The organism is Nostocoides sp. (assembly GCF_037045025.1).
Lineage (GTDB): Bacteria > Actinomycetota > Actinomycetes > Actinomycetales > Dermatophilaceae > Nostocoides_A.
Genome location: NZ_JBAOHM010000007.1, coordinates 108,186 through 131,739, shown reverse-complemented (window position 1 = coordinate 131,739; position 23,554 = coordinate 108,186). Strand labels below are relative to the sequence as shown.

Below are 23,554 nucleotides of genomic sequence, written 5' to 3'. Positions count from 1 at the left end.
GGGGTGAGGTCAACCTCAACCGGGCCGACCGCCCAGCGACCCGCGACACCGCGGTAGGGACGGGCTCGACGGGCGTGTAACATGGATCACTCGCAGCCCCAACTGTAGCCGCGGCCACGGCCCGGTGGAGTGGTCTCGTCCGAGTACGCCCCCATGGCGTCCACGACAAGCGGCGAGTGGGCACCAACGGAAGCATCCACGTGCGCCGTCTGTTGCTGCCCAAAATCACCCTCGCCTCTGACGGCCCTTGGGGTCGCGCCCTAGGGATTCCGCCGCTTCGAGGACACGGACCTCTCGTCCTCGCCATCGGTTGCGGCGCCGTCGGCGCCGGCGTAGCAGGCCCGCTGCTGCTGCTCTACCTGACCAAGGTCGCGGGGCTCGCCCTCCGCGACGCGGGGGCGCTGATGACCGCCTCGGGCCTGATCGCCCTGACCGTTCCCGTCATAGCCGGTAGCGCCTCGCGCCGCTTCGGGGCCCGCACGGTCGTCGTCGCCGCACAAGCCCTCCAAGCGTGCGGTGCAGCGGGTCTGGCCTTGGCCGGCCTCCCGGACCACGCCCACACCGCGGTGCTGGCGGCCTGCTGCCTGCTGCTGGGCCTGGGCCAACGCGCGTTCTGGTCCTCGATCTTCGCGCTGATCGCCGATGCCGCAGACCCCACCTCGACCCGGCCGGGCGGAGACACCGGTCGCGGATCCACCGACGAGTGGTTCGCCCTCGCCGGCATGTTGCAGGGCGCAGGGTTCAGCGTGGGAGCCCTGCTCGGAGGTGCCCTCCTGATCGCGCCGGGACCTGGGTCCTACCTGATCGGGATGGCGGCCGGTGCCGCAGGCTTTACAGTCTCCGGACTGCTCGTCGCCCGCGACCCGGGCCACCCCGCGACCAATCACCGGGGTACCCCCGAGGTCCGGATCCATCGGGCCCTGCCGTACATGATGTTCATCCTGGTCAACACGCTCTTCGCATTCTGCAGCACCATCCTCGGGGTCGGACTGCCCCTGTTCGTCGTGGACGGCTTGGAAGCGCCCGGCTGGCTGATCGGGCCCCTGCTCGCCCTAAACACTCTCCTTGGCGCGACCTGTCAAGGTCTGGCCGTCCGCAGGACCGCACGGTTCGGCAGGGTGACGATGCTCGCCGTCTCTGGGCTCCTATGGTTCGCCTGGGGAGTAGCGACGGCCTCACTGACCCTGGCCACCCTCTGGGTGGCGATACCCGGACTGGTCCTGACGGTGATCCTCTACTCGATCGCCGAGCTGCTCCACGCACCCTTCTCGATGAGCCTAGCCGCCGACGCGGCTCCCGCCGCAGTTCGAGCCGTCTACCTGTCGTGGTTCCAGTACTCCTTCGCCGTGGCGACGATGGCTGCACCGGGCGTCTTCGCGCTGACCTATGGCTGGGCTCCAGCGGTCCCGTGGCTGGCCACCTCCGCCGTCGCGGCCCTTGCCGCGGGAGGCATCCTCGGGCTGCGGTACTCCCTCGAGGGACCCAAGACCGGATAGCTCCACCCACACCGTGCGGGTCGCACGGGCGTGTGACCGCTGCGCGCACATTCGAAGACACACGCCGATCGCGGACCTACTCAGCGGGACGCGAGAGCCCATCGACGTGGCACTATGCGGTGTAGGGCCAGCCGTGCCCGGGGTGTCGTGATCAGGGTCCTTCGACGAACAGCACTCGCCGCGTCAGAGCCTCGCTGGCCACCCTGCGCGCCGCGGCTAGTCGGCCGAGTCGTACCACGCCCGCCGCCCTGCCACGTTGGGAACCCACCACGACGAGTTGGCGGCCTTGAACCCTGTCGCCTTCGACAACTCCCGGGAACCTGCGCGGGCGTGAGATAACTTCCACCATGGCTGTTCGATCGAACACGCGGCGAGGTCGCGGTATCGCTGGCCAAGCTCCTCGTCGAGCACGTGGACTTCCGAGATCAGGTAGGCGGCCACAGACTTGCCTCTTGAGTCACTCGCCACCGGCGGTGTCGGCGATGATGGCGTCAAGGACGCTTTGGTCTGGCGCCGCAGGGACGGTGACATTCGGCAGGTCTGCCAGCAGGTCGAAGGCAGGCTCGATCATGGCGCCACTGATCAGTGGGCTGTGGGCGGACGCGATCGTCGTGGCACCCAATGCCCGCACTCCTTCGACGTTGTCACGGTAGCGAGCCCCGTCGACCAAGGACAACCACGGGGCCACCGCGTGCCGGGCGAAGGTGGCCATGCCGGTCCGCCACGCCTCCGGGTCGAGCTGGTCGACGGACTCCTCGACCTCCGTCGAACAGGGGGCAGCGAACGCGTCGACCGCCCAGTACACCTTGGTTGCGGGGTCGAAGACCCCACGCGTGGTGGGCGAGTCCCACAACGGTGGCCGCACGAAGTGCAATCGCCGATCGGCGAGGTCCAGATGCGAACCGTCATCCACCCAGCGGCAACGCTCCAGCGGGAACTCGAACGCGTTGGAGAATCGCTCGACCAGCGCCCACGACGCCAGCAGAGTCGCGTTCGGGCACTGCTCCATCACCTGGGCGAGATTGCCGGTGTGGTCCACGTCATCGTGGGAGATGAAGACGTAACGCACATCCTTGGGTTCGACCAGACCGAACACGTCCTCGAGCCACTGGGCCCGGTTGGCCACGGTGCCGGTATCGATGATGACGGGCTCGGGCCCTCGAATCACCATGGAGTTGAGGTAGACGCGCAGCGGCGCCCCCAGAGCCTCTTGGACCTGGTGGATCAACCACGTCTCATCCGCGATCCGCTCGGGGCGACGGATGATGGTCGGTGCAGCCGGTTCGAAGGTCATGATCGAAGTCCTTGACGGTCGGTGGTCGGGTGGCGGAAAGCCCGTCCTCGACCGTAGGAATCACACGTGCCGAAATAACGGGCCAGAACGACCCCTGTTCAGTTGGGCCAACGCGGCGCCGGGTCTGCTCGAACATCGTGAAGCCGAAGAGGATGCCGGCGGTGAGATCCTCGACGTCAGGGCCGGCTCGTCCGTCGCGTCGATCCACTCATCGCTGACCCCACGGTGCGGTCCCGGAGGGCGAACAGACCGAGAGGCCACGAGAGCGTCCGCCTCATGGGCACGAGCGAGGTGCCGGCTCCGCACGCCGCAGCGACACCTCGGGTGTCACGTCCAGAGCCCCTGAAGGACCACATCGAGCAGCCGGTCGGCGCGCTTCGCGTCACCGGTGCCGTCGGTGGCCTGCGAGATGCCGTGGGCCAGCCACAGCAGGTCTCGTTCGTCGACGTCCTGGCGGACTACGCCAGCCTCGACACCCCCGGCCAGGATCCGGATCCCAACGTCGTACAGGGGAGCGTGGCTCTCCGCGAACACGTCATGGTCCTGTCCCATCGCCGCGACCACGGCCGTAGAAAGAGCCTTCCGCTCGCGCATGTGCTCGACGAGCAAGGCGAGCCACGCACGGACAGCCTCCTTCGGCGTCAGCGTGTCAGCAGCGGACGCGCCACGAGCCGCGAGCTCCACGACCGCGTCACGGTAAGCCTCCTGCAGCAGCGCCTCTCGGGTTGGGAAGTGCCGATAGAGGGTGCCCACCCCCACCCCAGCCCGCTTGGCGATCTGATCCAACGACGCGTCCGGGCCGCGCTCAGCGAACACATCCCTCGCGGTTGCGAGCAGACACTCCCGATTACGGCGGGCGTCGGAACGCACAGCGCTGACCTCCTTGACTAAACGGAGCCTGTCTCCGTATATTCCAATCTGAACCGGAGTCTACCTCCGGTTCAGATCCAGGGAAAGTCGGAGGTTCAGTGTGCGAAGAGTGCTCATTCTGATCGTCGCCGCCCAGTTGATGTTCGGCATCGACGCCACCGTGGTGACCGTCGCCCTGCCCAGCATCGGGCGAGACCTGGATCTGGGCCTGGTGGGACAGGCCTGGGTTCAAACGGCATACGTCGTCACGCTCGGTGGATTCCTGCTCCTGGGTAGCCGGCTCGGGGACGTCGTGGGACGTCGCCGAATGCTCATGACCGGCGTGGCGCTATTTACCGTCGCCTCGCTGGCCGGAGGGTTGGCGCCTGCCGGCGCCTGGCTCATCGGCTGCAGGGTCCTCCAGGGGGCCGGGGCGGGGTTGGCTGGCCCGAACACCATGGCGCTGCTCATGCTGACCCATCCGGCCGGGCCCCTGCGCAACCACGCCCTGGGCGTCTATTCCGCCGTGCTCGGCACCGGAGCGTCGCTCGGACTGATCCTAGGTGCGGTGCTCACCGCAGCGGCCAGTTGGCGGTGGGGCCTGCTGATCAACGTCCCCGTCGGGTTGATCCTGTGCCTGCTCGCCCCCGGTGCGCTGCCCGAGACCGAGCGGCAGGACGGACCGGTCGACCTTGCCGGGATCGGGACCTCGGCGATCGGCTTGGCATGCCTGGTCCTCGGGCTCACCAACGCCGCTTCGGGCGGCTGGACCGCTTCGACAGCCGTCCTGCCGTTGGTCGCCGCCACGACCCTGCTCACTACGTTCACCCTCATCGAACGACGCGCTGCCCGGCCCCTGGTTCCCCTGCGCCTTCTGGCACATCCACGCCGGGGTGCCGGCTACCTGGCGGCCCTCCTGGCCAGCGGCGCGATGTTCGGCACCTTCTTCCTGCTCACTCAGTTCCTGCAGTTGGTGCTGCGGTTCGACGCAATTCACGCTGGACTGGCGTTCCTGGCCGTGATGATCCCCCAGTTGGTCCTGGCCCGCCTTGTTCCGCACGCCATGAAACGCCTAAGAGCGCACGAGCTCGTACTCGCAGGAACGCTCCTGATGAGCGCCGCCATGCTGTGGCTCGGTCGCCTCGACGGTGCCTCGAGCTACCTGACTGAGATGCTCGCACCCATGGTCGTCCTCGGTGTCGGAGGAGGCTTGACCTTCGTCCCCTTGTCCAGCATCATCCTCGCCGAGGTACCCCCAGACCTGGCCGGGTCCGCGTCCGGAGTCCTCCAAGCCGCCCAGTACACCGGATCCGCTCTCGGAGTGGCGATCCTCGTCGGAGTCCTCACCGAGACCGGCCGGACCCAACCGGTTCTGGCTCGCGCGCTGGCGACCACCGTGAGCTGGGGCACTGTCCTCAGCGTCGCCGTCACGGTCTGCGCGGCGTACCTGCTCCGGAAACCGAGAACCCAATTGAACTCACCAGGACCCCCGTAGCGGATGACAGGAACCAACGCGAGCCAGACCCTTTCACCTTGACCTCCTCGGTCCCGGCTCGGTCATCTACCGCCCTAATCGATGCGCGCCGCGGTCAGCACACGCTCGAGAAGGCCTGGGAATCGAGTATCGAGGTCGTCGCGCCGCAGGCGGACGAACCGAGTCCGACCTCGCACCTCGGTGAACGTCACGCCCGCTTCGCGCAGCACACGATAGTGGTGCGACAGCGTCGACTTGTGCAGCTCCAGGCCCTCCCCGATGGCCGAGCACGTCTCGGTACCGACCTCGTCGAGGGTCGCGATGATCGCGATCCGGATCGGGTCGGCGAAGGCCTGCAGCAGGCCGACCAGACCGATGTCTTCCGTTGCGGGCTGCCAGGGCTCACCCATTACACGCCTCCCGGCTCGCATGGTGATCAACAGTTGGACACCCATCCAACCATCGAGTTAGTTTGACCAGTGTCTAACTGTACTTGACTGGAAGGGAGGCTCACGTGTCGCGTCACATGTGGCCGCTCGCATTGGCCACCTTCGCCGTGGGAACTGATGGCTTCGTGATCGCCGGGCTCTTGCCCGCGATCGGGGCTGACTTGGGAGTGTCCGTCGCCACCGCAGGACAGCTCGTCACAGCGTTCGCGGTGACGTTCGCCGTCGGCGCACCGGTACTGAGTTGGGTCACCAGTGGTCTTGACCGTCGTACGGCGCTGCTCGGCGCCTTGGTGGTCTTCGTCGTGGGAAATGCCCTGACAGCACTCGCCCCCGTATTCGCGCTCGTGCTCGCGGCCAGGATGCTCACGGCTTTGGGGGCGGCCACGATCACCTCTTCGGCCTCGAGCACCGCCGTGGCCCTAGCAGATCCGGCTCGCCGTGGCCGCGCGCTTGCCCTGGTGCTCAGTGGTCTCACGCTAGCGACCACCACCGGGCTCCCGCTGGGCACGTTGATCGGACGCGCGGACTGGCGGTTGACCCTCTGGGCGGTCGGAGCAGTCGGGACGGTGGCCGCCGTCGGCGTTGCCCTTGGTGTTCCTCTGGTTCGACTGCCCGGGACCGGATTCCGAGGGAGGCTGACGCCGCTGCGTGACGCCCGAGTGCTGCGGGTCCTCATGGTGACGCTGATGTCGATGGCGGGGCCATACCTGCTCTACACCTACATCGGGGCCGCCCTGCGCGGCACCATCGGGCCTTCGCCCTGGACCCTCACTCTGCTCCTGTTCGCGTGGGGTGTCGGAGTCCTGGCGGGGACTGTGTTGGCTGGGCGCCTCGCCGATCGCTTTCCCCCGCAGACCGTCGTGGCCGGGGCCCTGGTCGCACTCACGGCGACTCTGGGCGCCAGCCCCATGATGGTGCACGGTCTGCCGCCGACATTCATCTGGATAGTGGCGTGGGGTGTCGCGGTCGGCTTGCCCACCGTGCCGCAACAGCAACAGCTCGTCACATTCGCGCCCGCCGCGTCCCCGGTGCTGTTGGGTCTCAACTCGTCTGCGATCTACCTCGGCATCGCCGCGGGTGCTGCCTTGGGTGGCCTCGCGCAAGCTTGGTTCCCGGCGTCGGCCCTCGGCCTGCCGGCAGCAGCACTCACGGCCATGGCCCTCCCGCTCACCCTCGTTACCTCACGCCGATCGAACCCACGACCGAGCACCACTGCGACCTGCGTTGCCGGCGCGGACCCTGTGCGGTGAGGGTGGAAACAGGCTCGGCGGTTCGCTCGCTCAGGGCGAAGCCGGGTCACCCCGGTGGGTGGTGTCCCTCGCGACTACGCTCCCGATCACCACGGGACCGCCGTGACTGATGGAGGCCCAAGCGGGTTCTCCCCACGCCAGGCTGGCGCGCTCATCGAGTACGGGGCCCACGGCTCGCAGCCGACGAGAGCGTTGGTCCGGGGTGTCGAGCCTGTCATGAGCCGGCGGCTGCGTCACGGAGACAGTGGCTGCCGACGGGGCAGCACGCGTCGTACCGCGATGCGCCATCCCTTGTCGGTTCGGCGTGGCTCGTCCTCGTACACCACGCTGCCCGTGGTTCCGTCCGACATCACCGCCAGGCCCTTGCTGTGTGCGTGCGCTCGGTCGAGCCCGATCTCGAGGACCACGATGTTCGTGACGTGATGGCCCAAGGGGTTGCGGTCACCCAGAGCCAAGCCCGCGCGGGCAACCGCGTCCGGCCCGGACAGCACACCGCCGCCCAGCGCCGACACGTCGTAGACGACGTCCTCGGTGAAGACCTCGGCCAGGCTATCGAACGCACCCACGTCCACGATGTGCCCATGGCGGTTGATGGTCTCGTGGATGTGGATCCGGTCCACCTCATCACTCACGCCACCATGCTGACCCGTCGCCCGAACCGCGCGCAACGCGCAACTGTGCGGGCAGAACCCGACCAGGGCCCCCAAGGCAGCTGGTGATGCCATTCAGGCGACCAGAAACCCCGTGCTGCCCATTGGGGACGCCACGACGCCCGATGTCGGGTATCCGGGCCCCGCCAGCGGGCGGCCGCACCCGACTCGGAGGTCTGCCCGATCTGCCGGGACTGGACCCTAGGTGCGACGGTCGTAGCGCTGCCTGGCCTCGTCGACGTCAGGCATGTGTTCCTCTGCCCACGACTTCAGGTCGCCGAGGAGCTGTCCGAGGGAGGACCCCAATGGGGTGAGCTCATAGTCGACCCGCACGGGGACCTCCGCAGTCACAGTGCGGGTGAGGAGGCCGTCGCGCTCCAGATTCCGCAGTGTCTGCGTCAGCATCTTCTGGCTGACACCGGCCAGCTGCCGGGCGAGGTCGGAGTAGCGCTGGGGTCCCGCAGCCAACGACTTGAGAACAAGCGCGACCCACTTGTCGGCGATCCGGTCCAGCAGGCGCCGGCTCGGACACCCCGCAAGGTAGGCGTCGAATCGCAGTTTGGCGTCGTCGCGTCGTTGCTGCGCCGTCTGGGTCGCCACGCGCTCTCCTCCAAGGCTCTACCGCACAATCAGGTGCCTACTTCCCATTAGAGAGTAGCTCACGGATGCTGAGATCACCACAACACAGGAGGTCTTCATGCGCGCTCTGGTCGCCTACTCCACCAGCACTTCACCGGTTCTCGACCACGTCCAGGAGCCGGGTCTCGGACCCACCGATGTCCGCATCCGCGTTGCGGCCGCGGCGATCAACCCCGTCGACGTCGGCATCGTCGCCGGACCCGTTCGCGCGGCAGTTGACCTTCCCGAGCCGATCGGGCTGGGCTGGGACGTCAGCGGCACGATCGCCGAGGTCGGCCGCGCTGTCACCGACCTGGAGGTCGGGGACAGGGTCGCGGGCATGCTGAACGTGATTGCCCGCAAGCCAGGCGTCGGGACCCACGCGGACTCGACCGTCCTGCCACGACAGGCGGTCGCCCGGGTCCCGGCGACGCTCGACCTGGTGGATGCCGCATCCATGCCGTTGACCGCGCTGTCTGCGTACCAGGCTGTGGCGCTCCTGGGTCCCGGTGAGGGGCGCTCCCTGCTTGTGACCGGCGCCGCCGGGGCACTCGGCGGGCACGCGCTCTCGCTCGCTCGGCGCGCGGGCTGGGTGGTCACGGGTCTCGCCAGGGAAGCCGACGAGGAGTTCGTGACGCGCAGCGGGGCCACCCTGGCGACCAGTATCGAGGCGACGTCCTACGACGCCGTCCTCGACGCAGCCGTCCTGCCGGATGACGCCATCGCGGCTGTCCGCGACCGGGGTGTCATCGTCGGCGTCGCTCCGGCCGCACCGATCACCCCTCAACGGTCGGTCACGGTCGAGTCCCTGTTCGTCCAGGAGGACGGGGACCTGCTCGAAGCGCTCCTGGCTATGACCGTCACTGGCGACCTGCTGCCCCGAATAGCCGGCCGGGCCCCTCTCAGCGAAGCGGCGCGCGGCTACCAGCGCGTAGCAGGCGGTGGCCAGCGCGGACGGTGGATGCTGATCCCCTGAGCGGGCCCCGTTAGCGCAGCCCCCGACCGCGGGCCTACGCCGGCTCCCCGCTCGTCGGCGTGATGGCTGCGTCCTCGATGGTGCGAAGGCGCGGGATCGCCGACATCGCAATCCATATCGTGCCGGTCGGTATGCCCAACGCGCCGACCAGCATCGCTGCATGGGACCCGGTCTGGGCGGCGATGGTGCCTCCGAGACCAGCCCCGAGCGGGACGGCACCCCAGGACACCATCCGGTAGGCAGCATTGACGCGCCCTTGGAGCGCGTTGGGGACCACCGTCTGGCGAAGGCTCGTGGCGTGCACGTTGGCGACCCCCGTTCCCAGTCCCATGAGGAAGAAGACCGGCGAAAGGACCGCCATCGCCGTGGACCGGTCCGTGAACAGGATCAACAGGACCGATGCCGAGTTGCCGACCAGGATCGTGACGAGTAGGACACGGCCGTATCCGTAGCGGCCCGTCGCCCGTGCCCCGAACCAGGCACCGAGGAAGGTCCCGCACGCTCCGATCGTGAATGCCAGACCGATCAAGGCCGGACTCATCGCGAGGTCTCGGACTGCGTACGCCATGAGACCGACCAGGAAGAGCTCGAAGAAGAAGTTGAACGTCGTGGACTCCGCGACCAAGGGACGCAGGTACTTGTCGCGCGCTGCGACGCGGATACCATCCGCGACGTCGCGCCACGCGGGGCGGGCGGGGGCCCGCCGCGGCGGTTCGGTTGCGTCGATGCGCGCGATCGCGATCGCGGAGGCGAGATAGCCGGTCGCATTGACCAGGACAGCGAACGGCGCGGTAAAGGCCTGGACCAAGAGGCCCCCGAGGCCCTTACCGCCGATCTCCGCGGCCGACTGGGTTGCGGTCAGCTTGCTGTTGGCATCCAGCAGGACTCCGCTCTCCACGACGTGGGGAAGGAAGGCGAAGTCGCACAGCTGGTAGAGAACGGTCAGGACCGACGCGGCGAAGACAATCGCATACACCAGCTCGATCCGCCCGGCACCCAGCCAGATCCCGACAGGGATGGCCGCGACGAGCACGAACCGCCCCAGATCGGCGCCGATCATCAGGGGACGCTTGCGGCAGCGGTCGACGACGACGCCGAAGGGCAAGGTGAACAGCAGGAACGGCAGGAACTGCAGCACGCGCAGCAGACCCAGTTCGCCAGGGGTTGCTGACAAGGTGATCAACGCCAGCAGTGGCAGGGCGAGTTCTCCAATCTCGGCTCCGAACCAGGAGGCGCTGGACCCGACCCACAGGCGACGGAAATTGGCATCCGGCCACGCCCGCCGCCGGATCCCCGGCGGTGGGCGATGCCGGTCCCCTTTCACCGTCGCGGCACGACGGCAGGGGTGCGGTCCCCAGCTGCGAGCGTGCCCGTCACCGCCGGCGATGTGGCACGGTCATTGTGCGTGCCTCCCTCTCGCGCGTGCGGCGACCCCTGAGAGCATGTCCAAGGGCCAGCGGTCTCTCCTGACCGCAAACCCAACGGTAGGGGAGATCGACGGGGCACGAAGAGACCCAGTTCAGTCCCTTTCGTGGTGGGCCACAACGACCCGCCACTCGCTCCCACCGGTCATCTCAAGCATGAGCACGGTCGGAAGCAGGCTCAGGCACCGGGTCGAGGTGGTCGCGCGTGGCCATCAGCACGTGACGCCTCCTGCGTGGTGGCCCGAGCCGCGGCACCGGTGACATACAGGGCCAGGCCGGCGAGCGTCAGGATCGCCCCCACAACGGGAAGGGGGCGTGGACCCGTGGCGGAGTCGACGATCGCACCACCCACGATCCCGGCACTGAACGCCGCCACCTGGTAGCCAGATGCGTTGACCGCCAGCGACAGCGTCGGTGCCTTGGCGGCGGCCGCCATGACGGTGGCCTGCATCCCGGGGATGACCGAGAACGAGGCTGCTCCCAACACGCCGGTCATCACGAGGCCGACCCACGGCACCGCCACGGCGACCCAGAACAGGACCAGGACGAAAGCCAGCGTTGTGAGCGCGGCGACCTGGTAGCCGCGACCATGACGATCGAACAGGCGCCCGCCGATCAGGTTCCCGGCCACTCCTCCCAGTCCGAAGGTGAGGATCACCGCCGGCAGTTGGTCGCCCGCCACCCCCGCGACGCGTCCCAGGAACGGGCCCAGGAAGACGAACACCATCAAGGCACCACAGTTGGCGACCGCAGTCGTGGCGAGGGCGCGAACAACCCGCGGGTCGCGCAGGGCCCAAAGCTCGGTCAGCGCCGATCCGCGGCGCTGTACCGGCTGGCGTGGAACACGGAGTGCGATCCACAGGAAGCCGACGGCGCACCCGGCGGCGATCAGGGCGTAGGTGACGCGCCAGCCCCCCAGGCCACCGAGAACCGTTCCCGCCGGTGCCCCCACGACCATCGCCAAGTTCATGCCCAACGTTAGTCGTGAAACGGTGGTCGCCGCCCTGTCCGGCGGGCCGTGCTCGACGGCGATGACCAGGGCATGGGCGAAGAAAGTCGAGGTGACCAACCCGGACACGAACCGCGCACCCAGGAGCATCGAAAACGTCGAGGCGACCGCGGACGCGATGTTGCCCACCAAGGCCACGGCCAACAGGCCTAGCAGGACGTGCTGTCGGTCGGTGCGTGCCACCAGGGCGGTCAGGATCGGGCCGCCGATGATCATCCCGAGGGCGTAGGCGGTCACGATCAGGCCCGCGACACCGGGCGACACGGCGAGGTCGCCAGCCACAACCGGCAGGAGCCCAGCGGCGACGAACTCTCCGGACGTGATCGCGAAGACGCAGAACCCCAACGGTAGAACGCGTGACATGCAGGAACGGTAAAGTCTCACGTCAACGTGAAGGTCAAGCGATTGAGCGGAGGGCCCCAGGATGAGGATCGGCGAAGCCGCCCGCCGGACCGGAGCCAGCCCGCGGGCCCTGCGCCACTACGAGGACGCTGGCGTGCTGAGACCCCAACGAACCCCTAGCGGGTACCGCGTCTACAGTGACGACGACCTGCGCGTGGTGCACCTGGTGCAGACACTGCTTCGCGCTGGCCTGAACCTCGACCTCATCCGCCAGATCCTGACATGCATGGCAGGCGAGGAGCTGCTACTCGTCGACTGCCGAGAACGCCTCCTGACAGAGCGCGCCAGGATGACGGAAACGATCGCATCACTGGTTTCGGCCCGGGCCACCCTGGACGAACTGCTCGAGAGCACAACCTGACCCGTCCGCCGCCGTCGGGAGACGTGAACTCCGACGAGCATGATCCTCGGGGACTATGAGGAGAATGGGCCTCGAACCGAGACGCCACCGTCCAGGACCAACTGCTGACCGGTCATGTACCTCGCGTCGTCCGACGCCAGGTACACGGCGGCCGCAGCCACCTCTGCGCTCGTGCCGTAACGCCCCAACGGCACCTCCGCGATCCACTCGTCGGTGGGCTCGTTCGACGACGCGGCCGTTGCGATGGCCCCTGCGACGATGACGTTCATCCGGATGGAGGCGTGCGCGTACTCCGCCGCGACCGTCCGCGCCAAACTCAACAGGCCCGCCTTCATCGCGCCGTACCCGGCTTGGTGCGGTGCCGCCATCACGCCCGCGACCGATCCGACGCTCACGATCACGCCCCCGCGGCCCTGACGCTGAAGGACGGGCAGGACCAGCCGCAGCAGGCGGGCGACGTAGCGGAGGTTCAGCTCGTACATCGTGTCCCAGTCCTGGTCCTCGATGTCGTGCAGCGTCACAGCAGGAACATGTGCCATCTGACCGCCAACGACGGTGACCACGACATCAAGGCCGCCGAGCCACCGCACGGCCTGATCGACCAGGCCGGTCAGCTCGGCCCGGGACCGCACGTCCACAGTCAACGGCAAGCCACGATCAGCCAGCTCGCGGGCCGCCTCGACCGCCCGGTCGCCATCGAGATCCGCGACGACGACGCGGGCTCCCTCCTGCCCGAAAGCGCGCGTGATGGCCCGTCCGATCCCCTCACCGCCGCCCCCGACGACCAGACACCGCTTCGCCCGCAACCTCATTCGGCGACCCTAACCGTGGGAAGCGCAGCGGCGGGCGCCGATGCGTGGACCGCGGCCCGGTCTCCCAATGCAAGCACGGACAGGGCGGCATGCGTCTCAGGATCCGTTGGTGTGTACGTCACCAGGATCTGGTCGAGGTCCTCCGGCAGTACGAAGGTTTCGTACGCGAAACCGAGCCGACCAGCGCTGGGATGGGCGAGCAGCTTCGTGCCATGCGACTTGACCATCACCTCCTGTCGGGACCACAGTCGCACGAAGTCATCGCTGCCGATCGTGAGCTCTCCGATTAGAGCGAACAGCGCACGATCGTGAGGATGCCGTCCGGTCATCAGTCGCAGGTGGGCCACAGTGTCGCCGGCCACCTTCGCCCAGTCCGGGTAGAGCGCGCGAGCCGCCGGGTCCAGAAAGACCTGCTTGGCGGCATTCCGCGAAGCCGATCCGGGAGGCACGGCCAGGACCGCATCCGCGAGCCCGTTGGCCGCAACGACATCCATGCAGGTGCTCAGGACGAACGCGGGCACATCCATCGCCTCGAGAAGGGCACGCAAACCGTGACGTGCGCGCCCTGGCGACACCGAACCAGGTCCCACGGCTGCCTCGGGATGGGCCAGACGATGCAGGTGCTCGGGTCTCCACCGGATCAAGGCGGAGCGAACGGGCGATCGCATCCAGCACCTGAGCCGAGACCGAACGCGCGCGACCCTGCTCCAGACGCATGTAGTAGTCCGGGCTCACCCCGGACAACAGAGCGACTTCCTCACGCCGCAGACCGGGCACTCGTCGCTGGCCCACCTGAGGCAGCTGGCAGTCGCGGGGGGACAACCGCGCACGCTTGACGCGCAGGAACTCACCGATATCCGAAGCCATCCCCTCAGTATCCGCGAACCCAACCGTGCTGCGGGGTAGCCCTGCCAGACCCAGGATCAGCAGGGCACTGCCGCCCCACGGTGCACCGGAACACGATGACACCCATGAACGACACAACCAGCAGCAAGCAGTCCGTGGCCGGCCGCGTCGCGGTTGTGACCGGCGCCAGCAGCGGAATCGGCTCAGCCATCGCCGAACGCCTCGCCAGCGCGGGCGCCGACGCGCTCGGCCGGCGCAGCGACGAACTGCGACGCCTCGCCAGCGACGCGCCGCATGGCCGAATTCTCCCAGTCAGTGCAGACATCACCTCCGATGACGAGGTCCAGGCCGCACTGGCGCGCATCCATGACCAATTGGGAAAGGTGGACGTGCTGGTCAACGCCGCAGGGGTGATGCTGCCCAACCCACTGGTCGATGCACGCAGTGACCAGTGGGCCACCATGATCAGCACGAACCTGACCGGGTCCTGCGCGTGACCAAGACATTCCTGCCGGACCTGATCTCTCACGCAGGCAAACCAGTCACGGACATCGTGAACATCTCCTCCATCGCCGCGCACGTCCCGTTCCCGGACTACGCCGTGTACGCCGCGACCAAGGCCGCAGTCACCACCCTGTCAGCGATGCAGCCCAGCGAGATCGGCAGGCACGGGGTGCGCGTCACCAACGTCGAACCCGGGCTCACCGACACCGACCTGGGGACCCACATAGACAACCCACGCCTCCGAGCGGAACTGCAGGACATGCTTGCCACCATCCCGCCGATGACCGCCGGGGACGTGGCCGACCTCGTGGAGTTCATCGTGACCCGGCCCCCGCACGTGAACCTCCGACACGTCGTGGTCCTGCCCACCGAGCAGGTCTAGGCACCGAGCGGCTTGGTCATCTGCCGTCCCTAGCCCCGGCGGCGCCGCTGCGTCACCGGCCCAGTGCAGTCCCCGAGTGTCCGGCCCTCCCAAATCACCCGGATGCCTCCGTAGCGTCGTTACGGCCCGACGGTTCTCCGGCTCTCAATGCTTGGGCAACGGTCTGACCTGAGCCTGCCCTGTTCCCCGAATCAACCCCAAGGAGATCAGAAAAATGCGACTTACCGCAGTCATCACCCTCGCGCTCGCGCTGTTCGGTTTCGCACCCGCGCACGCGAATGCTGGCTCTGCCGCAGCGGCCGTCGGCTCGGCCCCGGCCTCGAACTCTGCCCTGCTCGCCGAGCCGCACCTGTGCGCCGGGTCGCACAGCACCAGTTGGAGATTTGTCAAGGAAACCTACTGGGGCCCGGAACGAACGGCCTGCGCGAAGTGCATGGAGTACGGCCGCTACCTCGTGGCCCACGGTCGCATCGACGACTTCACCTGCATCCGATACACCGGCCACACCGAGCTCCTGGCCGCCCTGCGGCGATGACGTCACGACCTCACACCGAAGGAACCTCCATGACACAGCGACGCATCATCACGGCCGTGCTGTTGATGCTCGGAACGCTACTGACCAGCACGCCGAGGGCACCTGCTGAGCCACGGGTTGCGACCGCGTCCGGTGACTGGTGCACGTCGGTGCGACCCGTCAGCGGATCCGTTCCCCTCGGCACGTTCCACGCAAGCAAGGGCACCGCCTGTGCCAAATGCGACGAGTACGCCCGCTACCTTCGCGCGCACGGCAAGATCAGCACCTACGCCTGCGCCTACACCTACAGGTACCCCGCGCACGCGACCCTCTGGGCACGCCGAACCGTGTGAGAGCGCTAAGCGTCGGGTCATCACGCATACGACGTGCGAGACGCGTGCGGGCGGACACGCCCGGACGTCGCGACCCGCCGGCACCATTGGGCTCGCTCTTCCTCCGAGGGACGCCCCACGGGCCGGTGGGTGAGCGCTGCCGGCCCTCCGTCCGGCCGAGAGCGACCAGATGCCCGCAGGCAGAGTGGGGTACCCCTGCTCTTCCCGGCGCACCGGGGTCGACGACGCCACACCCTTTCGAGGAGGCGTAATGATCCGGTTCGACGAGCAGATCGTCGTCGTGACCGGCGCGGGAGGTGGGCTCGGGCGAGCCTATGCGCACGGGCTCGCGAGACGCGGCGCCACCGTCGTCGTGCACTACGCCGGGGTACATCGGGACGGAACCGGTGGCGACCCGACAATTGCGGTCACGGTGGCCCACCGACTCCGACGCAAACTGCTCGACATGACCCCCTATGGTCGCCGCGAGGGCTGGGAGAACAGTCCAGACGGCTGGCCCGAGGGAGCCGAAAGCTGTTGGTATTGGCGGACGGACGCCGACGGGGTTGCGACATGGGGTCCGACCAGTCGTCCCACCGCACAATGGACTCGTCCCGGCGCCACGCCCGAGAACACACTCGGGAGAGATCACGGATCCGGCTGAAGATCAGCAGTTCCCCCCGCCCACCCCGGGGCCAAGATCTGCAAGACAGGGCAGACGCACACCATCAGCAGCTCACGGAGGGTAACCGGTCGGCATCGATGACCTCAAAGCCCACCACCCCGGGGAACTCATACGACGGTCCTCCGCTGCTCCGAATTGCCAGTCTCAGAGTCTTCGTCCAAGACCCGTCTCAAAGTCCTCGCACGGAGCACGGCTGAGTCTCATTTTCGCTCGAGGCGGACAGCGACATAGTCCGCGAGAGCGTGATCCTCATCCCCCTCGGTGGGGACGAGGAGAATCCGCTCGTGGCCCGCCAAAACCGCCGCCGTCGCACCCGCGTTGACGAACGATGCGCACAACACCTGCGGCGCCTCGCTCACCTCGTGAGCCGCCCGAGTGCCGTTTCCGGTGGCCTGGATGACGATTCGCCCGGATAGATTCACCAAGGCGATCCGGCCCGGAGCGTTGGGAAGGTCAAAGCGCGGGTCGGGAGCCCCGTCCTTGAGCAGCAGTGCCTCCGGGAAGCGCGCATCGCGTGCGGACACGGCGGCCTCGGCATTCGCTGCCAGCAGCAATCGGCGCGCCCCCTGCCGCAGGACCCACGGCGCGACCGTGAAGGCCCGGATCACATCGATGACGACAACGACATCCCAATCGCCACCCGAGAGCTCCTCCCCGAGGTCGCGAATGTGACTGATCCGAACGCCCATGCCGGAAGGCTATGAAAGCGCGCTGTGGTTTCCGCAACGCTCCGATTTCCGCAACGCTCCGATTTCCACGATGCTCGGATTTCGCGATGCGTCGGGCGCGACACGGTGGGTGTCCTCGAGCGGAGGTGATCGGCCGCCCGGTCACGTCGAGAGAAGCTTCCCGGTACGCCTGGCGGCGAAAACCGTGCCGGCCGGCTCCTCTCGACGGCGAGGTTTGGGCTCCGGCGGCCGGTGAGCGGCCGCGATCACGCCCCGGACACGAACTTCCCGTTGATCAGCGTTCCCTAGCCGGTGACGATCTCCACACGGACGCCGATCGCCTCATAGGTGGGGCGGGCGCGGGCATCCCGGGTGGCCAGGAGGAGGTCGTGCTCCCGAGCCGCAAGTGCCACCAACCCGTCGTAGGTAGCCGCACCCGAAACGCCCACACCGGCCAGTTCTCGATGCAACCGTGCAGTCACTTCGCCAGGGAGGTCGAGATGATTGATGATGTTGTCATCGATGAGCACGACCGCGTCGTCCGGCGCCACCCGGGCATCTCCCGGCAGGCGGGTTAGGACGGCATACGTCTCGGCAAGCGCCTGCACGCCCATGGCGAACGATCGCCCGGTTGCCCAGGACGCCACGGCGGCGTGCGCCTCGTGCGAGGCCACGAGCAGCGGAATGGCCACGCTGGTGTCGAGCGCAACCGGCGAGCCAGCCGTCAACGTCGACCCGAATCGATCACGGCGAACAGCATGTCGTCCGTGACGGCTGTATCCCCGCGGGAGACGAGCCGGCCTTGGGGATCGCGCTCGAGGCGCGCGGTGCGGCCACCCGGGGTGATCTGCAGCCCGTTGCCGTATGCCGAGATGTCGACCTTCGATCCCGGCGCCAGTCCCAGGGCCTCCCGCAGGCTCTTGGGCAGCAGAAGCCGTCCGCCGGAGTCGATGGTCGCTTCCATGGGATTACACTACCAGCCGACTCCCATCGCGGGGTAGGTCAGCGCTTCCGGTTGAGCGAGGTGCGCACCCACCTCATCAGACCGGGCCCGGCGACGGCCCCACCGGCGCCTCCCGTCATGCCACCGACGATGGCGCCGTTGATCTTGTCGTTGCACGTGGCGCAAACGCGGTGGCCGAGGGGGGGGTGGGATAGCTCTTGCCTCGCATTGACTTCCGGCACTTCTCGCAACGCATGTCCGCCTCCTATGCACCGGCCTGTGGGGCCCGACCTGGTGACCAGTCTGACGCATGCGGCGGAGATCGCTGACGTGCGGGAGCAGACCTACTACCTTCTCTTGGCGCTGACGGATGGTCCGTTGCATGGCTATGCGATCGCGCAACGCGTCGGGGAACTGTCGGGTGGACGGGTGACACTGTCGGCGGGGACCTTGTCTGGAGCACTAGATCGCCTTCTCTCCCAAGGTGATTTGCGGATCGACCGGGAGGAGACGGTGCAGGGCCGGTTGCGGCGCTACTACCGGTTGGCAGATCCCGGCGCAGCTGCGTCCAGGAGGAGACCGACCGGATGACGTGGGCCGTGCGCGCGGCGCGAGGCCGCCTCGGCCAGCTCCCGGGCGGCGGTGGGGACTGGCTGTTCTGGTCCCGGCGGTTTCGGTGATCTGCCAATTCGTCCTAATGGGGGTGCGTAACCACCTGGGCGAAGGACAGCCTCCGGGGATCGACGTTGTCTATATCCTGCTGCTCCTGCCCGGTCTGGTGACGATCCCCTGTCTGTGCTTCCTTCTCTCGCTCGTGGCCGACGGCGTGCGCGCCCGGCCCGTTCGCTGTCGGGCCGCGGTGGTGACCTGGATGGTCGCGGGCGGAGCGACCGTGTTGGTGGTCCTCATGATGGCCGGACCCATCGCACGCGCCATCAGCGACGGCACGTATAAGCGCCAATGGCCCACTGCCCCAGAGACCTATCTGCCCGATGGCTTCTACACGACCTACGGTTCGTCGTGGACGCCGGCGAACATCCTGGTGTGTGAGGCGATCGTGATCGTGATGATGGCACTCGTCACCGGGGCGGTGTTGCGCCTCTTTGCCCCGCGCGGCAAGATCGCCCTGGCGGTGAGCGCGTCAATCGTCGGATGCATGGGGCTGCCCCGTCGATCCGCGGGAGGCGCTCGCCGAGATCGCCGCGGTGTTGACGCAGACCGATCTCTACTGGCCGCGACAGAGCGACCCGGACTACTCCGCCTGCCGGGCGTTCGGTCATTGGTATGCCGCTCCCTACGCCCGAGACGAGACTCCCGAGTTCTCGGCCCTCCCCGACGAGGACCGCGCCCCAGCTGATCGGCGAGTTCCTCCAGGCGCGCGGGCTGGAGCGGGAGGCGACCGACTCCACTGCGGGCCTGCTCGCCGACGTGTTCGTCGACTTCGCCGACGGCTACCTGCCCGGTGGAGTGCAGGCGTGGAGCCCCGGTGCCGTCGACCGTTTCCTGCTGGACTGGCCGGAGACGCTCGCCGCCTGGGTCCAATTCATCCTCTCCCGCAAGGGATTGGCCCCGGAACACGTGGCGGCGGTGGTGGAGCGCGTGCACGAGGACGCCGGCGCCTTCCGGGAACTGGCCGAGGAGGACGACCTCGCCGGGCCGGCCAAACAGCTCATGCAGCGCGCGCTCGCGGCGGGCGTCGACCCGAGCGACCGGGGAGCGATGCAGGGCATCATCGGCGCCTACAACGCCGAGCTGAACGCCCGTCGGTTCGTGGACCCCGATCTGCGGTGAGCGAGCTCACGGCAGCCGAGGCCTGGTGTTCGCGAGCTGGAGAGCGGGCACTGCGGCCAGCTACCAGCCGGAGGAGCCGGGGCTGGCGTGCCAGGGTTTGCGGGAGGTGAGGGATTCGCCAGGGGGGCGAGTGTCGGCATACGGGCTCTGCTGGAAACCGCTGGCGTGCACGAGGACCCGGCGCTTGCCGCCGGACTCGGCAACGCCGGTCCGCTCCCCGGTGACCGGGTTGCCGCGGGCGTCGAGTGGGATGTCATGGGCGGCCAGGACATCGCGTACGGAGTCGATGCCGCCGTCCTGCCAGGCCTCCCACAGCGCCGGCAGGCCCGGCCACGGCCCCACCGGCGCCTCCGGTCATGCCACCGACGATGACGCCGTTGATCCTGTCGTTGCACGTGGCGCACACGCGGTGGCCGAGGGGGGTGGGGTAGGTCTTCCCGAGGATCGACCTCCGGCACTTGTCGCACCGCATGTCCGCCTCCTGTGCGCTGGCCGTGGGCTCGGGCTATCAGTTTGCCGCATCGCGCCGGGAGTATCAGCATACGAGCGCGGCTGGAACCGCTGGCATAGCACCGGAGCGAGGCGCGTGCAGCGGGGCTCGGCAACTCCCGTGCGCTCCCCGGCGATTGAGTCCCGCCGGCATCGGGGCGGCGGACTTGTGCCGTTGAGTCCGTAACGTTGGTGTGCAACTTTGGCGTGCCAGGCTAGTGCGGTCTTCGGCTGCCACGGTCAGGCGAGGCACCCAGGTTCAGTCTGCTTCTTCGGCGGGACGCAGCACCCAGTCTATGGGCACGAGACGACGCGTCCAAGTAATTGCTACCGATGTCGCTCCGAGTCCCAATAGCCACGGCCACCGGGTGCCTGATTCGAGCGTGCCGTCTGCCCGAAGAAGGAGCGTCATCGGTGAAAAGGACTCGAGATTCGACCATCGAGTTGGCACCCAGTACGCGAGATAGAGCCCTATTAACCAAGCCACCGAGCCGCCGAGCCGCCCTACTATCCCTAAAAGGATTACGAGGGCCATCCCGGCGACGACGACATTCTCGGCTATTGGCCACAGGGTTCGTGCTGGGGGATCTCCGTCACTCGGGTAAAGCTGGAGAACAGCGAAGAAGCCACAAACCGGTAGGAGTATTATCACCCCAGCCATTGCGAATGCCAGCAACCCCATTCGCCGCACTCCGAAACGTTCCCAAGCCATCAGCCGCGGAGCCAGCCCCACGCCCAGAGTGAATGTCATCGCAAGTGGCGCCATCTCAAAGATCCCCAGAACGCGGCCATCGAGCCCCCCGGGAACGCCGCCAACTACCACGAAGGCCTCTGGCCAGCGCCACGCCACGAGAGTAACGAACGCAGCGCTTATGACTGTCGGCCACAAGGACCTGGGCGCGAGGGCCAGCCGAACAGCTCTTACGCTGCTCACGTCGGCCCGGGGCCGGAGTAGGAGCACCGACGTAGAGCGTGGGCGTTTGAGGCATACCACCTACGCACTTCGTCATCGCTCGCACGCCATAGAGCCTGGTCACTGGGGTCGGGGCTCCCTTGCGCCTCCTCATCGCGGGCGAGCCAGCGCCCGAAGGCCAGCGCCCAATGAAGAGCCACCGGCTGGCTACCGTCGATGGGGCACTGATCCAAACCCGCAAGCCCGGTGCCGATGTCCATCCCAAGGGTTCTGGCACCGCGACTACTCACATTTATCCCTATGGAACCGGGAGCGGGGTCCCGGCCTCGACCGTTGACATCGAAACTGGCAATTCGATTGACGTCAGTTGGCCAAGCGGACCCGATCCGGTCTACCGGCTCTTCGAGTCGAGCCCGCACATCATCGAGGATGGGCCGTTGCTCGGCGATGACGCAGATGTCGAGCGTTCGCAGCTTCGCTCGGAGGGGCTGGCAAACCGCTGATTGTGGGGGGGATCGCAAGATCGGGCTCGGCAGCCCATGCGCCAATCCGACGCCCAAGGCAGCCACGCCTGGCAGCGAAAAGGCGACGGCGATCATGAGCCTCCCCGTGAGCATGCCGGCGACGAAACGCTGCCAGGCCCAAGCCGTCACTACGAACGAGGCCAAGACAATAGCCCACCAGGCCAGGAGAACCAGAAGCACGGTGTTGTTTAACGGCCCGTGGTCGGAGGCGGTCGTTTGCGGAAAAAGAAAGACTTCAAGTCCGTTGCCCGGATACGGGAAGAGCACCCCGCTGTACACGGGAATCACCCAAAGCCAGGAAGCCGCCCAGGCGACCGCCCACAAGGGAGAATGCCATCTCGCGACAAGCAGCCCAATAAGCAAGCCACTGAGGGAGAAGAACGCTAGGTTCGCGGCCGCGAAGAGAATCTCGATAGGATAGTAGCGGCCCCCTGTGGCAGGGCGGCTAGCAAAGTATGCCGTGACGGCTCCCGTCACAAGAAGCATAAGAATCCAAGAGCAGGTAACCACGCGGCCAAGGCGTGTGATCATACGGCCATCGGCGCGACGGACAATCGGCCATGCAAGGGGAGAACGCCGGTTCGCGAATCGTTCCCCGATCCACGCTGCGGCCATACAGGCGATCACCCCGCTGACGGACACAGACGCACCCACAAGCCCAGAAAGGCGAGCAGGCGCAATGTAAGCCCAATCTCGCGATGTCGAGACTGAGTAGGCACAAAGCGCCACAATGGGGATTGCTGGACCTGCCACGGACCACCAGGGCAACGGCCAAGTTGGTCTGCTCAGTTCACGCATTCACGGCGCCTCTGCACCAGCAAGGATTCGTAACCTTGTTCAAGAGGAGTACCGGGGCCGGCGTGGTCCCCTTCCACTGCATACGAAGCGAGTTCGTCGGGTTTACCCTCGAATATGACCTTCCCCTTGTCGATGACGAGAATGTGGTTACACACCGCTAGAACGTCATCGACCAAGTGCGTTGATAGGAGGATCGTCGCCCGGGCGGCGACGCCGAGCAGGGTGCGACGCAGACCCATGCGCACTTCCGGGTCCAGTCCGGCGGAAGGCTCGTCCAAGATGAGCAGCTCGGGTTCATGCACAAGGGTGGATGCCAGACCGACTCGTTGACGTTGACCCCCAGAGAGAGTGCGAACGCGACGATCCGTCAACTCGGCGAGATCGAGTTTGTCAAGGATCCTTTCGGCGGCTGGATAGGCGGATTTCGCGGTCAGCCCTTGAGCCCATCCCGCATAGGCAACAGTATCGAGTACCGTCATCGACCCGACAAGCGGATATCGCTGCGCCAGGACTCCTATCTTGGAGCGGACAGCCTCGCGACCTGCCATTGTTGTGCAATCCTGCCCAAGCACGTTGATGGTTCCGGAGCTAGGTTTCCGTTGCGTGCTCAGGAGCGAGAAGAGGGTGGATTTCCCCGCCCCGTTCGGGCCCAATAGGCCTGTAATGCCTGGGCGTATGGCCAGCGACAGGCCACCGAAGACCTGTCGCCGTCCATTAGCCGAAGACGACGTCGTGGCATTCTGCGACGACATGATTCACGACGCCAGCCTCCTCTTGGGCGTTAGTGGTTGTCAGCCCTCGCAGTCGACTTGGCTACTGGTGAAGCCCTTTCGACTTGAATCGTCAGCGGCCCCATTGTTGTCGGAAGCCTTCCCGTAGAGGGTCCGGTTCTGTGGGGTGCCCCAACGGCACTCCCATCCGTAGTCGTAATCCGAGACGGCAGGTCGCTTGCTGCCGATCGTCCCGTCGGGACCGACCCGATCCCACTTGAGGGCAACGGTGACGGGTGCTTCGCAGCCGAACCACGACCCACCGGTCCACACTCGGTTGTTTGATGCGTAGGGGGTTCTTGCATAGATCGTGCACTCTCTCGGCTGCACG

The 23,554-nt window shown here is 67.3% G+C and carries 28 protein-coding genes and 2 pseudogenes; 13 read left to right on the top strand and 17 right to left on the bottom strand.

Annotation, left to right across the window (positions count from 1 at the left end; translation table 11 throughout):
* The first annotated feature begins 176 nt into the window (after positions 1–176).
* Positions 177–1,496, top strand: coding sequence for an MFS transporter (locus V9G19_RS05260; protein WP_462284440.1), 1,320 nt, complete (start codon positions 177–179; stop codon positions 1,494–1,496).
* Positions 1,497–1,712: 216 nt separating this feature from the next.
* On the opposite strand, the gene V9G19_RS05255 is transcribed toward V9G19_RS05260, so the two are convergent.
* From V9G19_RS05255 to V9G19_RS05245, 3 genes are all read right to left on the bottom strand, one after another.
* Positions 1,713–1,937, bottom strand: a complete 225-nt coding sequence (locus V9G19_RS05255) for a hypothetical protein (protein WP_462284439.1) — start codon at positions 1,935–1,937, stop codon at positions 1,713–1,715.
* 16 nt (positions 1,938–1,953) lie between these two features.
* Positions 1,954–2,790 carry an oxygen-binding di-iron domain-containing protein gene (locus V9G19_RS05250; RefSeq protein WP_462284438.1) on the bottom strand — a complete coding sequence of 279 codons (837 nt, stop codon included), beginning with the start codon at positions 2,788–2,790 and terminating at the stop codon, positions 1,954–1,956.
* Positions 2,791–3,117: 327 nt separating this feature from the next.
* Positions 3,118–3,660: a TetR/AcrR family transcriptional regulator gene (locus tag V9G19_RS05245; RefSeq protein WP_462284437.1), complete on the bottom strand. Its 543-nt coding sequence runs from the start codon at positions 3,658–3,660 to the stop codon at positions 3,118–3,120.
* 109 nt (positions 3,661–3,769) lie between these two features.
* Here V9G19_RS05245 and V9G19_RS05240 point away from each other — a divergent pair, with 109 nt between their 5' ends.
* Entirely contained in the window at positions 3,770–5,134 is a 1,365-nt protein-coding gene (locus V9G19_RS05240; protein ID WP_462284436.1) for an MFS transporter, read from the top strand.
* Between the two features lie 74 nt (positions 5,135–5,208).
* Here V9G19_RS05240 and V9G19_RS05235 read toward each other — a convergent pair whose 3' ends face one another.
* Entirely contained in the window at positions 5,209–5,523 is a 315-nt protein-coding gene (locus V9G19_RS05235; RefSeq protein ID WP_462284435.1) for an ArsR/SmtB family transcription factor, read from the bottom strand.
* Positions 5,524–5,627: 104 nt separating this feature from the next.
* Here V9G19_RS05235 and V9G19_RS05230 point away from each other — a divergent pair, with 104 nt between their 5' ends.
* Complete coding sequence (locus tag V9G19_RS05230) at positions 5,628–6,812, top strand: MFS transporter (protein ID WP_462284434.1); 1,185 nt, start codon at positions 5,628–5,630, stop codon at positions 6,810–6,812.
* 233 nt (positions 6,813–7,045) lie between these two features.
* On the opposite strand, the gene V9G19_RS05225 is transcribed toward V9G19_RS05230, so the two are convergent.
* Positions 7,046–7,480 carry a nuclear transport factor 2 family protein gene (locus V9G19_RS05225; protein ID WP_462284433.1) on the bottom strand — a complete coding sequence of 145 codons (435 nt, stop codon included), beginning with the start codon at positions 7,478–7,480 and terminating at the stop codon, positions 7,046–7,048.
* 183 nt (positions 7,481–7,663) lie between these two features.
* The gene (locus tag V9G19_RS05220) at positions 7,664–8,062 is read right to left on the bottom strand and encodes a winged helix-turn-helix transcriptional regulator (RefSeq protein WP_462284432.1); all 399 of its coding nucleotides are present in this window, start codon (positions 8,060–8,062) and stop codon (positions 7,664–7,666) included.
* A gap of 97 nt (positions 8,063–8,159) precedes the next feature.
* Here V9G19_RS05220 and V9G19_RS05215 point away from each other — a divergent pair, with 97 nt between their 5' ends.
* Complete coding sequence (locus V9G19_RS05215) at positions 8,160–9,056, top strand: NADP-dependent oxidoreductase (protein WP_462284431.1); 897 nt, start codon at positions 8,160–8,162, stop codon at positions 9,054–9,056.
* Between the two features lie 34 nt (positions 9,057–9,090).
* Here the strand turns inward: V9G19_RS05215 and V9G19_RS05210 are convergent, their stop codons facing one another.
* Entirely contained in the window at positions 9,091–10,380 is a 1,290-nt protein-coding gene (locus V9G19_RS05210; protein WP_462284430.1) for an MFS transporter, read from the bottom strand.
* 278 nt (positions 10,381–10,658) lie between these two features.
* Complete coding sequence (locus V9G19_RS05205) at positions 10,659–11,852, bottom strand: MFS transporter (RefSeq protein WP_462284429.1); 1,194 nt, start codon at positions 11,850–11,852, stop codon at positions 10,659–10,661.
* Between the two features lie 61 nt (positions 11,853–11,913).
* On the opposite strand from V9G19_RS05205, the gene V9G19_RS05200 reads away from it, so the two are divergent.
* The gene (locus tag V9G19_RS05200; protein WP_462284428.1) at positions 11,914–12,252 is read left to right on the top strand and encodes a MerR family transcriptional regulator; all 339 of its coding nucleotides are present in this window, start codon (positions 11,914–11,916) and stop codon (positions 12,250–12,252) included.
* 53 nt (positions 12,253–12,305) lie between these two features.
* Here the strand turns inward: V9G19_RS05200 and V9G19_RS05195 are convergent, their stop codons facing one another.
* The 3 genes and pseudogenes from V9G19_RS05195 to V9G19_RS05185 all read right to left on the bottom strand — a co-directional run.
* A complete protein-coding gene (locus tag V9G19_RS05195) occupies positions 12,306–13,064 on the bottom strand; it encodes an SDR family NAD(P)-dependent oxidoreductase (protein ID WP_462284427.1) in 759 nt (252 codons plus the stop codon).
* Positions 13,061–13,732, bottom strand: a complete 672-nt coding sequence (locus tag V9G19_RS05190) for an MmyB family transcriptional regulator (protein ID WP_462284426.1) — start codon at positions 13,730–13,732, stop codon at positions 13,061–13,063. Before V9G19_RS05190 ends, V9G19_RS05195 begins: the two co-directional genes overlap by 4 nt.
* Positions 13,701–13,931 (bottom strand): annotated as a pseudogene (locus V9G19_RS05185) (helix-turn-helix domain-containing protein); the annotation flags it as partial. The pseudogene V9G19_RS05185 and the gene V9G19_RS05190, both read right to left, overlap by 32 nt.
* Positions 13,932–14,026: 95 nt before the next feature.
* On the opposite strand from V9G19_RS05185, the pseudogene V9G19_RS05180 reads away from it, so the two are divergent.
* The 4 genes and pseudogenes from V9G19_RS05180 (at position 14,027) to V9G19_RS05165 (ending at position 16,306) form a co-directional block, all read left to right on the top strand.
* Positions 14,027–14,796, top strand: a pseudogene (locus tag V9G19_RS05180) (SDR family oxidoreductase).
* Between the two features lie 214 nt (positions 14,797–15,010).
* Positions 15,011–15,331 carry a hypothetical protein gene (locus V9G19_RS05175; RefSeq protein WP_462284425.1) on the top strand — a complete coding sequence of 107 codons (321 nt, stop codon included), beginning with the start codon at positions 15,011–15,013 and terminating at the stop codon, positions 15,329–15,331.
* A gap of 29 nt (positions 15,332–15,360) precedes the next feature.
* Positions 15,361–15,663, top strand: a complete 303-nt coding sequence (locus V9G19_RS05170; protein ID WP_462284424.1) for a hypothetical protein — start codon at positions 15,361–15,363, stop codon at positions 15,661–15,663.
* 250 nt (positions 15,664–15,913) lie between these two features.
* Positions 15,914–16,306: a hypothetical protein gene (locus V9G19_RS05165; RefSeq protein WP_462284423.1), complete on the top strand. Its 393-nt coding sequence runs from the start codon at positions 15,914–15,916 to the stop codon at positions 16,304–16,306.
* Between the two features lie 221 nt (positions 16,307–16,527).
* On the opposite strand, the gene V9G19_RS05160 is transcribed toward V9G19_RS05165, so the two are convergent.
* From V9G19_RS05160 to V9G19_RS05150, 3 genes are all read right to left on the bottom strand, one after another.
* Positions 16,528–17,016 carry a 2-phosphosulfolactate phosphatase gene (locus tag V9G19_RS05160; RefSeq protein WP_462284422.1) on the bottom strand — a complete coding sequence of 163 codons (489 nt, stop codon included), beginning with the start codon at positions 17,014–17,016 and terminating at the stop codon, positions 16,528–16,530.
* Positions 17,017–17,300: 284 nt separating this feature from the next.
* Positions 17,301–17,723: a PIN domain-containing protein gene (locus V9G19_RS05155; protein WP_462284421.1), complete on the bottom strand. Its 423-nt coding sequence runs from the start codon at positions 17,721–17,723 to the stop codon at positions 17,301–17,303.
* Complete coding sequence (locus V9G19_RS05150; protein ID WP_462284420.1) at positions 17,720–17,959, bottom strand: AbrB/MazE/SpoVT family DNA-binding domain-containing protein; 240 nt, start codon at positions 17,957–17,959, stop codon at positions 17,720–17,722. The genes V9G19_RS05155 and V9G19_RS05150 overlap by 4 nt, the downstream gene beginning before the upstream one ends.
* A 273-nt stretch (positions 17,960–18,232) precedes the next feature.
* Between V9G19_RS05150 and V9G19_RS05145 the strand changes: the two genes are divergently transcribed.
* Complete coding sequence (locus tag V9G19_RS05145; RefSeq protein WP_462284419.1) at positions 18,233–18,529, top strand: PadR family transcriptional regulator; 297 nt, start codon at positions 18,233–18,235, stop codon at positions 18,527–18,529.
* 417 nt (positions 18,530–18,946) lie between these two features.
* On the opposite strand, the gene V9G19_RS05140 is transcribed toward V9G19_RS05145, so the two are convergent.
* Positions 18,947–19,096, bottom strand: coding sequence for a hypothetical protein (locus V9G19_RS05140; RefSeq protein WP_462284418.1), 150 nt, complete (start codon positions 19,094–19,096; stop codon positions 18,947–18,949).
* Between the two features lie 126 nt (positions 19,097–19,222).
* Between V9G19_RS05140 and V9G19_RS05135 the strand changes: the two genes are divergently transcribed.
* Positions 19,223–19,729, top strand: coding sequence for a hypothetical protein (locus V9G19_RS05135; protein WP_462284417.1), 507 nt, complete (start codon positions 19,223–19,225; stop codon positions 19,727–19,729).
* A 60-nt stretch (positions 19,730–19,789) separates the two neighbouring features.
* Here the strand turns inward: V9G19_RS05135 and V9G19_RS05130 are convergent, their stop codons facing one another.
* Positions 19,790–20,071 (bottom strand): hypothetical protein, encoded by a 282-nt coding sequence (locus V9G19_RS05130; protein WP_462284416.1) that lies wholly within the window; start codon positions 20,069–20,071, stop codon positions 19,790–19,792.
* 1,248 nt (positions 20,072–21,319) lie between these two features.
* Between V9G19_RS05130 and V9G19_RS05125 the strand changes: the two genes are divergently transcribed.
* Positions 21,320–21,634, top strand: a complete 315-nt coding sequence (locus V9G19_RS05125) for a hypothetical protein (RefSeq protein WP_462284415.1) — start codon at positions 21,320–21,322, stop codon at positions 21,632–21,634.
* A 94-nt stretch (positions 21,635–21,728) separates the two neighbouring features.
* Positions 21,729–22,076 carry a hypothetical protein gene (locus V9G19_RS05120; protein ID WP_462284414.1) on the top strand — a complete coding sequence of 116 codons (348 nt, stop codon included), beginning with the start codon at positions 21,729–21,731 and terminating at the stop codon, positions 22,074–22,076.
* Positions 22,077–22,440: 364 nt separating this feature from the next.
* Here V9G19_RS05120 and V9G19_RS05115 read toward each other — a convergent pair whose 3' ends face one another.
* Positions 22,441–23,205, bottom strand: coding sequence for an ABC transporter ATP-binding protein (locus V9G19_RS05115; RefSeq protein WP_462284413.1), 765 nt, complete (start codon positions 23,203–23,205; stop codon positions 22,441–22,443).
* Positions 23,206–23,554 lie beyond the last annotated feature (349 nt).

What these genes read in the sequence shown, in the direction of transcription:
- V9G19_RS05250 (WP_462284438.1), bottom strand. Translation starts at nt 2,790, where the DNA reads ATGACCTTCGAACCGGCTGCACCGACCATCATCCGTCGCCCCGAGCGG.
- V9G19_RS05235 (WP_462284435.1), bottom strand. Translation starts at nt 5,523, where the DNA reads ATGGGTGAGCCCTGGCAGCCCGCAACGGAAGACATCGGTCTGGTCGGC.
- V9G19_RS05215 (WP_462284431.1), top strand. Translation starts at nt 8,160, where the DNA reads ATGCGCGCTCTGGTCGCCTACTCCACCAGCACTTCACCGGTTCTCGAC.
- V9G19_RS05205 (WP_462284429.1), bottom strand. Translation starts at nt 11,852, where the DNA reads ATGTCACGCGTTCTACCGTTGGGGTTCTGCGTCTTCGCGATCACGTCC.
- V9G19_RS05200 (WP_462284428.1), top strand. Translation starts at nt 11,914, where the DNA reads ATGAGGATCGGCGAAGCCGCCCGCCGGACCGGAGCCAGCCCGCGGGCC.
- V9G19_RS05195 (WP_462284427.1), bottom strand. Translation starts at nt 13,064, where the DNA reads ATGAGGTTGCGGGCGAAGCGGTGTCTGGTCGTCGGGGGCGGCGGTGAG.
- V9G19_RS05190 (WP_462284426.1), bottom strand. Translation starts at nt 13,732, where the DNA reads ATGCGATCGCCCGTTCGCTCCGCCTTGATCCGGTGGAGACCCGAGCAC.
- V9G19_RS05175 (WP_462284425.1), top strand. Translation starts at nt 15,011, where the DNA reads ATGCGACTTACCGCAGTCATCACCCTCGCGCTCGCGCTGTTCGGTTTC.
- V9G19_RS05170 (WP_462284424.1), top strand. Translation starts at nt 15,361, where the DNA reads ATGACACAGCGACGCATCATCACGGCCGTGCTGTTGATGCTCGGAACG.
- V9G19_RS05165 (WP_462284423.1), top strand. Translation starts at nt 15,914, where the DNA reads ATGATCCGGTTCGACGAGCAGATCGTCGTCGTGACCGGCGCGGGAGGT.
- V9G19_RS05160 (WP_462284422.1), bottom strand. Translation starts at nt 17,016, where the DNA reads ATGGGCGTTCGGATCAGTCACATTCGCGACCTCGGGGAGGAGCTCTCG.
- V9G19_RS05150 (WP_462284420.1), bottom strand. Translation starts at nt 17,959, where the DNA reads ATGGAAGCGACCATCGACTCCGGCGGACGGCTTCTGCTGCCCAAGAGC.
- V9G19_RS05140 (WP_462284418.1), bottom strand. Translation starts at nt 19,096, where the DNA reads ATGCATCCGACGATTGACGCGCTCACCGCCAGGGCGATCTTGCCGCGC.
- V9G19_RS05135 (WP_462284417.1), top strand. Translation starts at nt 19,223, where the DNA reads ATGCCGCTCCCTACGCCCGAGACGAGACTCCCGAGTTCTCGGCCCTCC.
- V9G19_RS05125 (WP_462284415.1), top strand. Translation starts at nt 21,320, where the DNA reads ATGAAGAGCCACCGGCTGGCTACCGTCGATGGGGCACTGATCCAAACC.
- V9G19_RS05120 (WP_462284414.1), top strand. Translation starts at nt 21,729, where the DNA reads ATGAGCCTCCCCGTGAGCATGCCGGCGACGAAACGCTGCCAGGCCCAA.
- V9G19_RS05115 (WP_462284413.1), bottom strand. Translation starts at nt 23,205, where the DNA reads ATGTCGTCGCAGAATGCCACGACGTCGTCTTCGGCTAATGGACGGCGA.